8 protein-coding genes are annotated in these 13,612 nt (G+C 58.7%); 3 read left to right on the top strand and 5 right to left on the bottom strand.

The features are described from left to right. The first annotated feature begins 12 nt into the window (after window positions 1-12). Window positions 13-3,225, top strand: coding sequence for a glycoside hydrolase (locus PW792_03080; protein MDE1160913.1), 3,213 nt, complete (start codon window positions 13-15; stop codon window positions 3,223-3,225). 71 nt (window positions 3,226-3,296) lie between these two features. Here PW792_03080 and PW792_03075 read toward each other — a convergent pair whose 3' ends face one another. The 4 genes from PW792_03075 to PW792_03060 all read right to left on the bottom strand — a co-directional run bounded on the left by PW792_03075 (window position 3,297) and on the right by PW792_03060 (window position 8,350). Beyond that, the gene (locus tag PW792_03075) at window positions 3,297-5,552 is read right to left on the bottom strand and encodes a Tex family protein (GenBank protein MDE1160912.1); all 2,256 of its coding nucleotides are present in this window, start codon (window positions 5,550-5,552) and stop codon (window positions 3,297-3,299) included. A 281-nt stretch (window positions 5,553-5,833) separates the two neighbouring features. After that, window positions 5,834-6,175: a hypothetical protein gene (locus PW792_03070; GenBank protein ID MDE1160911.1), complete on the bottom strand. Its 342-nt coding sequence runs from the start codon at window positions 6,173-6,175 to the stop codon at window positions 5,834-5,836. Window positions 6,176-6,308: 133 nt separating this feature from the next. Then, entirely contained in the window at window positions 6,309-7,667 is a 1,359-nt protein-coding gene (locus PW792_03065; protein ID MDE1160910.1) for an ATP-binding protein, read from the bottom strand. Next, window positions 7,664-8,350: a response regulator transcription factor gene (locus tag PW792_03060; GenBank protein MDE1160909.1), complete on the bottom strand. Its 687-nt coding sequence runs from the start codon at window positions 8,348-8,350 to the stop codon at window positions 7,664-7,666. The genes PW792_03065 and PW792_03060 overlap by 4 nt, the downstream gene beginning before the upstream one ends. A gap of 207 nt (window positions 8,351-8,557) precedes the next feature. On the opposite strand from PW792_03060, the gene PW792_03055 reads away from it, so the two are divergent. Then, window positions 8,558-8,923 carry a hypothetical protein gene (locus PW792_03055; GenBank protein ID MDE1160908.1) on the top strand — a complete coding sequence of 122 codons (366 nt, stop codon included), beginning with the start codon at window positions 8,558-8,560 and terminating at the stop codon, window positions 8,921-8,923. Window positions 8,924-9,002: 79 nt separating this feature from the next. Here the strand turns inward: PW792_03055 and PW792_03050 are convergent, their stop codons facing one another. After that, on the bottom strand, window positions 9,003-12,314 hold the full coding sequence (locus PW792_03050) for a carboxypeptidase regulatory-like domain-containing protein (protein MDE1160907.1): 3,312 nt from the start codon (window positions 12,312-12,314) through the stop codon (window positions 9,003-9,005). A 231-nt stretch (window positions 12,315-12,545) separates the two neighbouring features. On the opposite strand from PW792_03050, the gene PW792_03045 reads away from it, so the two are divergent. Then, window positions 12,546-13,586, top strand: a complete 1,041-nt coding sequence (locus PW792_03045) for an amidohydrolase family protein (GenBank protein MDE1160906.1) — start codon at window positions 12,546-12,548, stop codon at window positions 13,584-13,586. Window positions 13,587-13,612 lie beyond the last annotated feature (26 nt).

Below are 13,612 nucleotides of genomic sequence, written 5' to 3'. Positions count from 1 at the left end.
AAGGAAGCAACGATGGATAGACGGACATTCTTGAAGACCAGTGCTGCGGTTGGTGCGCTTTCAACAGCTCGCGGAGCAATGGCAGCAAAGCCCGAAGCGACGAAGAGCGGCCCCGAGACAGTGCTGAAAGGCACGCTGGTTCCCGATACAGGATGGACCGTCTGGCTGGATACGCAGGCGAAGTGGGAAGACGATGACATCTTCCTTCCGACTGAGTTTGAGTTGAGCAAGCTGGAGGTACGACCGCCAACCGGTGGATGGCAGGCGCTGTATGCGCAGAAGCCCGGCAAGGAGTGCGCGGTTGTTCCTTTACCTGCGACGGTCGAGCAGTACTTCTGGGGAACCAATGGCTCGCGACCCTATACGCCGGAGGAGTATCGCTACGCCGCGACCGACGCGGTGCCGCAAAACGGAGCGTACGAAGGCGTGAGCTGGTGGACACGCTCGCTGGAGATTCCGGCGTCGATGCAGGGCAAGCGGATTCTGCTGCACATTCGGGGAGCGCGTATGCGGGCCGAAGTCTTCCTGAACGAAAAGCTGGTGGGCTACTCGATCATGGAAGAGCTGCCGTTACGCTGCGACCTGACCGAGGCTGCAAAGCCCGGCGGCAAGAACATGCTGAGCGTGCGCATTACCAACCCCGGCGGACGCTACGACTGGGTGGACGGCGGCACGATTACGTGGGGCAAGGTGAAGTTCATGCGGTCGCATGGCTTTGGCGGGCTCGATCGCGGCATGGAGATTGAAGCCGCGCCGATGGGCGGGCACATTGAAGACGCCTGGGTGCTGAATACGCCTGAAGGCCGCACGGTGACGGCGTTTGCGAAGTTTGAGGGCAAGGTGACTTCGACGGAGTTCGAGGTGCTGGACCCGCGAACGGGCAACGTCGTGGCGAAGGCTGCGGGAGAGGGTGTGAAGCTTGCGGCTGATCCGCAAGCTCCTGCGATGCAGGCGAAGCTGAGCTATCCGAAGGCGCAGCTGTGGGACCTGCATACGCCGGTGATGTATCACGTGCGCGTGACGGCGAAGAGCACTGACGGAGCGCAGCATGTGCGTGTGGTTCCGTTCGGCTTCCGCTGGTTTGCGCCTGAAGGGCTGGGGACGAATGCGCTCTTCCGCATGAACGGTCGCCGCTTCAAGATCTATACGTCGATCTCATGGGGCTACTGGGGGCACAACGCTCTCTTCCCGACGCTGGAGCTTGCGGAGCGCGAGGTGGTGCAGGCGAAGAAGCTGGGATTGAACTGCCTGAACTTCCATCGCAACGTGGGCAAGGAAGATGTCTTCCGCGTGCATGACCGCCTGGGGCTGCTGCGTTACATGGAGCCGGGTGGCGGCAAGCTTGCGATGGGCAAGATTCCGGCAAAGGCTGACACGAACACGCCGGACCTGATCATGGCGAAGCCGAAGGATTTTGCCGACCTGTTCTCGCAGCGCTTCATGCTGGCGAAGTGCCGCTACATGGTGCGCGCGTTCCGCAGCCATCCGTCGCTGATTGAGTATGCGCTGCAGAACGAGATTGGCGCGGACCTGAAGAACCCGGACACGTTCCGCCCACTGGAGATCATGCATGAGGAAGACCCTTCTCGCATGGTGGTGCTGAACGATGGCTTCGTCGCTCGTGGTGCGGCGCAGGCCTGGTATGAGCCGTACAACGAGGACATCCATCGCAGCGATAAGGAAGAGTGGGGCGGATGGTGGAACAACCATCAAGGCTCTGGCGACCAGTGGTACGACGAGTTCTACAAGAGCGCACAGAAGTTCACCTACAACGAGCCGCTGAAGAAGGTGCTGGTGGAGTTTGGTGAGATGGAAGGCTGCGCGGTTGCGGACAACCACTCGCTGATGGTGCACCAGTTGGAGAACAAGGAGTTCGGCGGCACGGGCCATAGCTACGACCTGACGGACCATCGCGAGATCCTTACGAGCTATGTGAAGTTCTTCCGCCGGTGGGGATTTGAGAAGGCGTTTCCGACGACGGACAAGCTCTTTCGATCCCTGGGCGACAAGTGCTACGAGAGCTGGCAGCAGTACATGGAGAACGCGCGCATCTGCGACGAGATTGACTTTGCAGCGATCAGCGGATGGGAGTCGACGGCGATTGAAAACCACTCGGGCATCGTGGACAATCTGCGCAACTTCAAGGGCGATCCCGAGTACATTGCGTCGAGCCTGCGTCCGATACGGCTGGTGGCCAAGCAGCACAACCTCAACTACGCCGTAGGTGAAAGCGCGACGGTCGACCTCTTTCTGCTGAACGATACGGGCGCTTCGCTGGCCGAGGTGAAGGCGGCGAAAAAGGTGAAGCTGACGGTGGTTTCGCCGACCGGCAAGCGGAAGGTTGTGGGTGAGTATGACGTGCCGGCAAACGTTGCCGATCAGTTCAGCTACCTGCTTGCAGGCGATGTGCAGACACCGGCGTTTGAGGAAGAAGGCATCCACAAGCTGGTGTTTGAAGCGCCACTGACGACGGGCGCAGCGTTCACTCGTGACCTTTGGGTGGCGAACACGAAGCTTGGCTTCAAGAAGCCGGTGCGCGTGGGCGTGAGCAGTCTGCTAAGCCCGACGCGCAAGCAGCTTGAGGCGATTGCCGGCGTTACGGTGGAGGAGTTCAAGGCAGGCGAAACATACGATCTGCTGGTGGCTTCGGGCGTGCAGGTGGGCTCGAAGTTCGACCGCCAGATTGGCGATGAGACCGGGCTGGAAGCACAGGCGAAGAAGGGCGATCTGCACGAGAAGGAGCCGCTTGGCCACATTGACGAAGCGGTGCTGAAGGCCGTGAGGAGCGGCACTCCGCTGCTGGCGGTTGTGCCGGATGATTACCTTGCCGATGGCGTGGCAAAGCAGCTTGCCACGATGGGTGCGTTCACCTATACGAGCCAAGTGGGTGATACGCGCGCGCCGTGGATGGGCAACTGGCTGTTTGTACGCGAGCACGCTACGTTTGCGGGAATGCCCGTGGACCGTGCGCTGGGCGTGCATTACCAGGCGCATGGCAAGCTCTCCAACGGGCTGATGATTGAGCGTGCGGCGGGGGCGAGCGACCCGGTGGTGATCATGGGTTATAGCCGCGATCATGACCGCGAAGTGGGTGCGGCGAGCTTCCTGTGCAATGTGGGCAAGACGCCTGTGATGGTGCATCGCGCGCCTGCGTTTGCGGCTCCGTTGCAGATGCGCTGGATGGCGAATACGGTGGCTTATCTGACGGGACAGACGCTTCGCTAACGTGAGAGTGCCAACAGAGACGCCCACAGCCGAGGCTGTGGGCGTCTCTGTTTGTGGCCGCGAGTGCGGCGTTAGTTGGTGCGCCAGCGCGAGGAGAGCGAAGCGAGCTTGTCCTGCATGGAGACCTCGGCCGGAGGGGGCGAGTTGCGCCGCTTTGGCTGCGCTCCTGAAGGTGCGAGCAGCGCTTTGATCGAAAGCGAGATGCGCTTGGTCTTCGTGTCGACGTTGAGCACCTTCACCTTGACGATCTCGCCAGCCTTCAAGGCTTCGGACGGGTCCTTGATGTAGCGGTTCGAGATTTCGGAGATGTGCACGAGGCCGTCCTGATGGACGCCGACGTCGACGAAGGCACCGAACTTTGTGACGTTCGTGACGACACCTTCGAGCACCATGCCCTGCTCTACGTCAGAAATTTCGCGAACAGCTTCGTTGAACGAAGGAGCGACGAAGGTGTCGCGCGGATCGCGGCCGGGCTTCTTCAACTCTTCGAGAATGTCGTTCAACGTGAAGCTGCCGACGGCGAAGTTTGCCTTGTTGACGCCGGTCAGCAGTTGCGGGCTGCGGATGAGGTCGGAGACGGGCGTGGCGAGCGAGCGAGCGATCTCTTCCACGAGGCCGTATGACTCGGGGTGCACGGCGGTGTTGTCGAGAGGCTGCTCGCCGTCGCGCACGCGCAGGAAGCCTGCGGCCTGCTCAAAGGTCTTGGGACCGACGCCTGAGACTTCATGAAGCTGCGAGCGAGAGAGGAAGCGGCCGTGCTGATCGCGGAAGCTGACGATGTTCAATGCGATGCGCTCGGTGATGCCCGCAACGTAACGCAGGAGCGTCCACGATGCAGTGTTGAGATCGACGCCGACGCGGTTCACGCAGCTCTCGATGGTGGCTTCGAGCGACTGCTGCAGCTGGCGCTGATCGACGTCGTGCTGATACTGCCCGACACCGATGGACTTGGGATCGACCTTCACGAGTTCGGACAAGGGGTCCTGCAGGCGACGCGCGATGGAGATGGCGCCACGTACGGTGAGGTCGAGGTTGGGAAACTCCTGGCGGGCGATGTCCGAGGCGGAGTAGACGCTGGCGCCCGCCTCCGACACGGTGACGCGGAAGATGCCGGAGAGGTCCTTCTCTTTGAAGAAGTCACTGACGAAGGCGTCGGTCTCGCGCGAGGCGGTGCCGTTGCCGATCGCGATGGCGCGGATGTTGTGCTTCGCGATGAGGACGGCGAGCTTGTCGTTGGCTTCGCGGACACGACCGGTGTGCGGGTAGATGACGTCGTCGGCGAGGAACTTGCCGGTTTCGTCGACGACGGCGAGCTTGCAACCGGTGCGCAGGCCGGGGTCCACGCCGAGAACGCCGATGGGACCGGCGGGGGCGGCGAGCAGGAGATGCTTCAGGTTTTCGCGGAAGACGTCGATGGCCGCAGTGTCGGAGCGACGCTTAAGCTCGAGACGAATTTCACCCTGGATGGAGGAGTTCAGCAGGCGCTTCCAGCAGTCTTCGATGGCGGTGCGCAGGTGCGGCGACCAGTCGCCTTCGGCGCGTACGACGTGCGAGGAGACGAGAGAGAGGATGCGAGGTTCGTCGAGTTCGATGAGCCAGTAGAGTACGTTCTCGGCTTCGCCGCGACGGATCGCGAGCATGCGATGTGAGGGGATCGCCTTCACGGGCTCGCGGTACTCGTAGTACATCTTGAACTTCTCTTGCTCGTCGGTGGCGTCTGTGAGCTTGCGGCTTATGATGGTGCCTTCATCGAACATGAGTTGACGAGCTGCCTTGCGGACGTGCGCGTCTTCGGTGATGAGTTCGGCGACGATATGGCGGGCGCCTTCGAGAGCTTCCTCGATGGTTGCGACTTCCTTCGCGGGATCGACCAGAGTCTGCGCGAGGGCGATCAGATCCAACGCGGCAGGCTGCTGCTGCCAGATGTACTCCGCGAGTGGAGCGAGTCCCTTCTCGCGGGCGATGGTTGCCTTGGTGCGGCGCTTTGGCTTGTAAGGCAGGTACAGATCTTCCAGTTCGCTGCGATCGAGCGTGGCCAGGATACGGGCCTTCAACTCGTCGGTCAGCTTGCCCTGCTCCGCGATGGAGGCGAGCACGGTTGCGCGGCGCTGCAGGAGGTCGCGGAAGTAGCTGATCTTGTCGGCGACGTCGCGAATCTGTACTTCGTCGAGATTGCCTGTCGCCTCTTTGCGGTAGCGCGCGATGAAGGGCACGGTGGAACCTTCATCCAGCAGCCCCATTACGGCCTTGATGGACGGAAGAGGAAGGTTCAGCGTTGAAGCGATATAAGAGAGCGTTTGCGGATCGAGAGTAGTGGCTTCAGACATCTCCTTCATCCTACTGAGAGGCGCGAAGGAAAACGCAGGGGAAACAAGCGGCACAGGAGGTAGGCCTGTTCGATTTTCTGTGCCGCTACCCTCTCCCGTTAGTGCTGTGCGCCGCCGCCGGAGCCAGCAAGTGGGTCGTCCCAGTCGAAGCGGGCGCGGTTGACTGATTGTTATGCCAGCCCTCTCCGCCGGTAATGAGAGCAATGAGGAAGTTGTTGCGCGAGTCGCTTGCGGAGGTACGTAGCGAGACGCGGTAGACGTCTCGCCGTTATGCAATCTGATTAGCGAGTAGTGACGCGTGAAGAGCTGCCACGAGGGCCAGAGCGGTTGACCGTGGTCACGCCTGTGCCGCGGCCGCTGACCGTGCGAGTTGCGGTGTTACCGTTCGGACCGGTGGCGACGGTGGAGCTGCCGCCCGCATAACGATTGGTCGTACGCGATGCAGAGTTGCCATTCGGACCGGTGGTCGTCACCGAGGTCTGACCGTTGACATGAGTAGTATTGCGAGTTGCGGTCTGTCCGTTGGGTCCTGTCACCGTGGTGCTTTTGGATACCTGAGCATGAGCTGCTGTAAAGGAAAGTGCGAGCGCACCGAGCGCGAGTATGGGCATATTGAGCTTCATCGAAGTTCTCCTTTGCGTCTGTCACGGCGATCTGTGCGCCGTACTGACACATACATAGAACCTCAAGAGGACTCAGCTGTTGCGGATGAGATTGTCACGAAGTGTCCAGGCTAATTTGCCTGCGGTAAACGAGTTACTTCGTAGGAAGCTGCAGGCATACCTGCAAGCCTGGACGATCGGAACGGTTACGCGCATAGATGGTGCCGTTGTGCATTTCCACGATGCGACGTGAGATGGAGAGGCCCAGGCCTGTTCCTTCGGAATCATGTTCGCGGGCTTCCGAGACGCGGAAGAAGGGATCAAACAGCTTCTGCAATGCGTCTTCAGGAACGCCGGTTCCGCTATCGGTGATGATGACCTCACACAAGGTTTGCTCATGGAGGAAGAGGCGTTGAGCAGCGACCTCTACGGTAGTGCCAGGCTCGGTGTAACGAACGGCATTACGCACAACGTTCTCAATTGCGCTGCGAATAAGGTTCGCTTCCCCGTGGATGATGCAGGAACTACCAACATGAAGGTGGATGCTTTTGTCCAAGTGCTGCGCTTCCAAAGCAGCGTCCTGTGTGATGCTTTCGAGCATCCCCGGCAAGTCAATAGCATCAGAGACCACGGCAGGCGGTTGCAGATCCAGGCGCGTCAACAACAGGATCTGGCCGATCATGGCGTTCATGCGTTTGACGTCGACCTGGATGCGCTCAACAACATCGAGTTCGCCTCGCTGAATGAGTTCTGCGCAAACGGAGATTCGCGTAAGTGGTGATCGCAGCTCATGAGAGATGTCTGCCAGTAGCTCCTGCCGTCCTTGTATGAGTAGCTGCATGCGGTCGGCCATCTGGTCGAAGGCGCGCGCGGTGTCGGCGAGTTCATCGTTGCGAGCCGTTACTTCCGGCGCTACTCGGGTTCTGAGATCTCCAGCGGCCAGCCGCTGTGCACCTAGCTGCAACGCCTTTACAGGAGCCACGATATGCCGCGTAAGAAGCAGGCAGAAGAGTGAGGCGACGAGAAACGCGAGCAGGAGGCGATTGAGAAAAGGTCTTGCAAAGGTTCCGTCGACAAAGCCATCCAGTGGGTGGACCTCCATCACAAAGAGGAATCTGCGCGAGCCGTACAAGAGTGGTGTTGCAGAGGTCCAGACTCTTCCCAGATGTACAGCAGACCGCTGCCGACGCAGGCTATCTGCCAGAACACTTTGGACGTTTGGAGGTGTGGGACGCGGCAAAACGTTCTGTTGATGTTCGTCCAGTAGTGCGGCCTGTATGCCGGACGACTTCTGCAGGATGTCTACGTAACGTTGGAGGGCAGGGGTTCCACCGCTCTGGTAAAAGTCAATGGCGCTGTGAGCGTACATGTCCTGCGTGAGCCGCGCCCAGCGGCGGCCAAGAGGCTGCGTCCCGGTAAAGAGAGTGACGATGAGGACGAGCAACGCGCCGACGCCAAGCGTCAACCAGAACCAGCTGAAAATTTTGGCGTAGAGCGAGTGGATGAGCCTCACTGTTGCGACTCGCCGATGTAGAGATAGCCGACACCGCGCAGACTTTGGATTCTCTCATTGCCGTCGGGTGCAGGACCGAGCTTCTTGCGGAGGTTGCTGATGTGGTTGTCGACGCTGCGGTCGAAGGCTCCGATGGAGCGCCCGAGGCAGGCCTCTGCGATCTCATCCCTGGTAACGACTCTGCCCGCTGATCGCGCGAGGACGAGAAGGATTTCAAACTCGGTGCCAGTAAGCGAGAGGGCTTCCCCCTTCTGCTTGACCTGTCGCAGCACAGGATGAATTTCGATATCGCCAAGATGAAGCAGAGGCAGCGAGGCTTCCGCGCCTTTGCGCTTGAGTACAGCACGCATTCGTGCGATCAGTTCACGCACGTTGAAGGGCTTGGGGAGGTAGTCATCTGCACCAAGCTCTAACCCCAGGATGCGATCCTTCTCATCGCCGCGAGCGGTCAACATGATGACAGGAACATCGGATGAGGTTCTCAGCTTTCGTAACAGAACCCTGCCATCGCCGCCGGGGAGCATGACGTCGAGAACGATAAGCTCGAAGGTCGATTCCACAGCGCGCAGCAGGCCGTCGCGAGCGTCGTGCACGAAGGAAAGCTCAAAGCCGTCCATGCGAAGAAGCCGCTGCAAGCCGTGGCATAACTCTTTGTCGTCGTCGATCAACAGTATCTGCGTCATGAAGGTTCGCCTGCAGGATTCAAAACACGCCACCTGTACCTATTCGAGTTCTGTTTACGAGTTTCCCATCCCGGGTGCAGTCCGCGAAAGAGAGTCGAATCTTTGTAGTGTAAGGAAGTGTCGGCAAAGAAGACTTACCCAAAGAGGATGTGTTCGATTGGAACAGCGTGCTAAGTAAAAAGCATGGGAATTGTGAAAGGTGACCCAATGAACCGAATGCTACTGGCTGTTTCTCCGATCGTCCTTCTACTTACAGTGCCAGCATTGGCACAGCACACGCGCACCGGCCCGCATGGCACGACGGCAACGAGCACAGCCTCACGAACCGGCAACTCCGTATCCGGTAGTGGAACCGTCACAGGAGCGCGAGGCAACCAGGTGTCAGGACAAGGCAGCGCGACCAGAGCCCCCACAGGCACGACGGAGTCTGGCTCGGTAACGGGAGTCAAGGGAGGGACGACTTCGGTGAATGGCTCCACAACGAACAACGGGAACGGCACCTCGACCGCAAGCGGAACCGTGACAGGGCCGCGCGGCAACTCCAAGTCAGGCTCTACAACCATCGCTCATTAGCGCTAAAGAACATAGGCAGAAAGGGAGCAACCAGATGGTTGCTCCCTTTTCTGCCTATGTTGAACCCGTGCGGCTGTAACTAGAACAACAGCTTTGCACCAAGCTGAACGAGTCGGTTTGGGTTCGTTGTGTTCAACTGGCCAAAAAGACTGGATGTGATCGTGCGCTGGTTTGTAGCAGGAGTTGTGAACGTCGCCATATTGAAAGCGTTGGAGCCGTCCGCACGTACCTGTAGAACCGTCTTTCTCGTGACATGGAAGTTACGCGTAAGCGACAGGTCGATATCACGATACCCAGGCCCGATGATGTAGTTGCGTGGCGTGTTGCCATCTACAGGATTGCCGTTGGTTGGTGTGTTGTAGGCAAACGCCGCGGTGTTGAACCACTCCTTATTCGAACGAACGGCGATATTCTTGGAGTTTCCAACGAGCTCAGGGCGATCGTAGCTGCTGCTGCCATCGAGGTTTGCATCGCCACCATTCAACAAGTTGTAAGGATTGCCGGTGTGGACCTTTGCGATAAGAGAAACACCCCAGTCGTTGACCGTTGAGCCGATCCAACGCGACCTTCCGCTATAGAGATGGCTGCGCCAGATGAGGCTTGCCACAAACTGATTGCGGATGTCGTAGTCGGAGAGTCCACGCTCAGCGCCAAGCTTGTTGAAGTCCTGTGCACCGGAGTTTGTGTTCTGTGTCTGCATGGAGGTGCTGCTCATCGCCTTGCTCCAGATATAGAACGCAGACATGGTGAACGAAGAACCAATACGCTTCTGTCCGGTCACCTGCAGGGCATGATACGACGCCGTTTGATTCGACTTGGTAAGCGCCACCTGACCAAAGAGTGGGTTCGGACGCCGCGCCAGAGCGCTTGCGGCACCTGTTTTTGCCGTTGCGTCCAACACTGGATAGTTGACGTCCGTTGAGAATGGCAGCGCGTGCGCCAGAGCTCCTACATAAGCAATCTGGATGCCGATGGTATTCGTGAGTTGCTGCTGGACGGAGAAGTTGCCGTGGTAAATATAGGGGCCGTTATAGTCCGTGGAGATGCCGTAGATCTGCGCTCCGGCCACAGGCCAGCCACCGGAGTAAGGGTAGGGATTGCCGCCAGCCAGATTCTTGTACGGATCGCTCAAGCGTGCGCCGGTAATGCTGCCGGCGTTCGTGAAGGTGAAGGTAAGCGACCAGGGCACAAAGTTCTCCATCTGGTTCCACTCGTTGCCGGAGGTGCTGCCCCAGAAGAGGCCTGCTCCACCGCGGATGGAGGTGCGGCTGTTGCCGAAGAGGTCGTACGCGAAACCTACGCGAGGCGAGATGTGGTTCCAGCGAACTGGCGTGATGCCTCGCGTAACACCGGCATCTCCTGGGAAGAGCTGACCAACAGGTGCAGTGGGGCGAACGACCGACTGACGACCAGCGATGTAAGTACCTTCCTTATTCTCCGGGTCAGTCGGTGGCGTTTGGATGTCCCAACGAATACCGAGATTCAACGTAAGGCGCGGAAGAATGCGGTAGTCATCCTGCAGGAACAGTGCTGTGTTCCAGCTATTCGTGTAGCCCGTGACGGGCGAACCCTGCGATACGCCGGTGGGGCTTCCAATTTCAAACGCTGCCAGCGCGTTGCCGGTGTACTTCACCTTGTTCACCGTGCCGGCGGTCATCGTTGTGCCGAAGCTAAAGACACCGTAGTTCGTTTGCGTGATCTGCTGAATGTCCTTATCGAGCGAGGATTCACCGCCGAACCGAATGGAGTGACGGCCATGCGTCCAGGTGAGCATGTCGCGCACGGAGTAGAAGTTCGTTCCTGCGACGGGGCCCTGCACAGCGTTGCCGAGTGTGAAGTAACCCGTAACCGTGATGTACGGCAGGCTCTTCGTTCCCTGCGTGGTGAAGGACGAGTCGAGATCGTCAAGACCAGTGCCAGGGGAGCCGACGCGGCCCGCGAAGTTTCGCGTGTACGTGATCCACGTCTGGTTGATCAACGAGGGAGAGATCACATAGTCATGCACGATGTTCGAGTTCTGCTGACGCCAGTGGTAATAGATGTTAGCCCAGGGCAGGTTCGTGGAGCTGTTCGCCGGAAGCAGGCTGTTACCGCTGGTGTTGAAGTAGAGCACGTTCAGATGCTGGCGCTCGCTGAGGTTCGCTGTGAGTTTGGCGAGGAAGTCGTCAGAGTGAACGGAGGTTGCGAGATACCCCTGCCAGAGATTCGTCCCCACGTTGGCGTGGGGGATGTAGTCGTTCATGATCTTTACGGCAGAAGGATCAAGTTGCGTGGAACAGATCTTGCCGACGACTCCGCCGCACGCAAAGAGCGCAGGTGTGGTGCCTGAGATATCCACGGGAAGCGCAGTTGCCGCGTCGCCACTGAAATCGCCGCTGCGCTCTGCTTCAGTAGGAACAACGGCGCTGTTCACAAAGTTTGCCGCGTCCTGGCGAAGGCCAGCATAGGAGCCAAAGAAGAAGAGCTTGTCCTTGCGGAGGGGACCACCTAACGTTCCGCCAAATTGATTGCGGTTGAGCGGGGCCTTCGGCAAGGCATCAGAACCATACGTTCTGGCGGCAAGAGCCTGATTGCGGTTGAACTCAAACACCGTGCCGTGGAAGTCGTTGGTACCGGACTTTGTGATGGCGTTGATAATGCCGCCGGGGAAGCGGCCGTACTCTGCGCTGTACCCGTTGGTCTGCACGCGGAACTCCTGCAGAGCATCGGGGTTGGGCGTGATGTTGCCGGTGTTGCGAAGACCTGTGAGGTTCGGTCCGCCGTCGAGGAAGTAGTTCACTGAACCGGTGCCGGCGTCGTAGCCACCATTCACGATGGTGCGCTGCTCAGGGTAGCCAAATACGATGCTGTTCTGGTTGTTCTGCACGCCGGGAATGATGTCCAGCAAAGTGTAAGCGTTACGGTCGACGAGCGGAAGATCGGTAATCTCGCGCGAGGTGATCGTTTCGCCGATTTCGCTGTTCGTCGTGTTGACGATGGGCTGCGCCGTGCTCACTTCCACCGTCGTAGAAGCTTCACCGATCGACAGGCTGGCGTTGAGCGTTACGACCTGGCCAACATAGAGAACGAGCCCGGGCTGTACGGTCGTCTTATAACCCGAAGCCGTTACCTTCTCGTCATACGTACCAGCAGGCAGAAGATCGATGCGGTACTCGCCGTGCGAGTCGGTGAGCGTGCGAAGCTCCTGGTTCGTGTCCTTGTTCTGCATAACGACCTGCGCCTTTGGCACAACCGCGCCAGAAGGATCGAGCACACGACCAACAATGCTGGTGGTCGTGGTCTGCGCCAGCGCTCCCGTCGCAACACCAAGGAGGAACATCGACTGAACTACCCGCTTCGCTTTCGGTTTCAGCATATTGAGAACCGCCGACCCCATCAGGTGCAAACTCATGGTTCCTCCAACCTCGCTCCCGGGCACAAAACCCCGGAACGGATACGTAAAATGGTGTGTGAGTTTTTATAGCTTTTTCATGCTATATTTTGCAAGTGTTTTATTTCGCTTTTTACGCTTTTGCATTCATATTCAGCTAGCGTACTGAAAATGATGATGGAGCAGAACGTTTTTCCAAGCGAAAACGGTATGGAGGGGATTCTGATGGACTCTGCTGTCGAGAAAAGGGACATGTTCGTTGATCTGGTGAACGCTACGGCAGAAGTGGACCTTCGCCTGAGCGACTTTCACCCCAAGTCCAGCCTTGTGACGCCCGTGTCGGTTGTGGAGCGGGCGAAGTTTGCCGCGATCGACTATCACAATCATCTGGACTCGACCGACCCACTCGAAGTGCTCAAGATCATGGACCAGACCGGCATTGAGCATGTCGTGAACATCACGATGAAGGTGGGCGATGAGGCTCTGGCGATCATGGATCGCTTTCATGCAGCAGCCCCGGAACGCTTCTCCTCTATCGGGTGGATGGACTGGAGTGATATCGATAGCCCGGAGTTTATTCAAACTACGATCGAACGCCTTCAGCGGATGGTGGACCATGGCGCAGTCGCGATCAAGTTCTGGAAAGACCTCGGGTTAGTGCTGCGCGATGAACAGGGCAAGCTGCTGACGATCGACGATGAGCGCTTTATTCCGATCTTCGACGCGTGTGCCAAACTGGGGCTTCCCGTGATGTTCCACACGGCTGATCCCAGCGCGTTCTTTGAGCCAATTGATCCACAGAATGAACGCTATGAAGAGCTGGCCGCTCACCCGGACTGGGGCTTTCATGAGGTACCGGTAACAAAGCGCGAGCTGATGGAACAACGCAACCGAGTGATCGCACGGCATCCTGAGATCACGTTTATTGGCGCCCACTGTGCAGAGAGCGGTGAAGATCTCCGCTATCTCAGCGAGCAGCTTGATCGCCTGCCCAACCTGATGATCGACATGAGCGCGCGCACGCCGGAGTTGGGTAGGCAGCCGTATGCTGCACGCGAGTTTTTCCTGCGCTATGCGGACCGCATTCTGTTTGGCACCGACCTGCTGCCAAATGTAGAGATGTATCGCCTGCACTTCCGCTTCCTGGAAACGGCGGACGAGTACTTCGACTATCCTTCGCACGCGTCGCGCCAGGGCCGGTGGAACATTTACGGCATCTTCCTGCCAGACGACGTGCTGCGCAAGGTGTATCGCGAGAACGCGCTGCGGCTGCTGCCAAAGCTACAGCGTTAATTACGTCGCAAACAAGTTTGCCCAGC

It is taken from the genome of Acidobacteriaceae bacterium (genome assembly GCA_028283655.1).
GTDB lineage: Bacteria > Acidobacteriota > Terriglobia > Terriglobales > Acidobacteriaceae > Granulicella.
Note: the sequence above shows the minus strand (reverse complement) of the source record. Positions and strands in the feature narration are given on the sequence as shown.

Bases quoted from the DNA above. Each gene is read 5' to 3' on its own strand.
- PW792_03080 (MDE1160913.1), top strand. From the start codon at position 13: ATGGATAGACGGACATTCTTGAAGACCAGTGCTGCGGTTGGTGCGCTT.
- PW792_03075 (MDE1160912.1), bottom strand. From the start codon at position 5,552: ATGTCTGAAGCCACTACTCTCGATCCGCAAACGCTCTCTTATATCGCT.
- PW792_03070 (MDE1160911.1), bottom strand. From the start codon at position 6,175: ATGAAGCTCAATATGCCCATACTCGCGCTCGGTGCGCTCGCACTTTCC.
- PW792_03060 (MDE1160909.1), bottom strand. From the start codon at position 8,350: ATGACGCAGATACTGTTGATCGACGACGACAAAGAGTTATGCCACGGC.
- PW792_03055 (MDE1160908.1), top strand. From the start codon at position 8,558: ATGAACCGAATGCTACTGGCTGTTTCTCCGATCGTCCTTCTACTTACA.
- PW792_03050 (MDE1160907.1), bottom strand. From the start codon at position 12,314: ATGAGTTTGCACCTGATGGGGTCGGCGGTTCTCAATATGCTGAAACCG.
- PW792_03045 (MDE1160906.1), top strand. From the start codon at position 12,546: ATGTTCGTTGATCTGGTGAACGCTACGGCAGAAGTGGACCTTCGCCTG.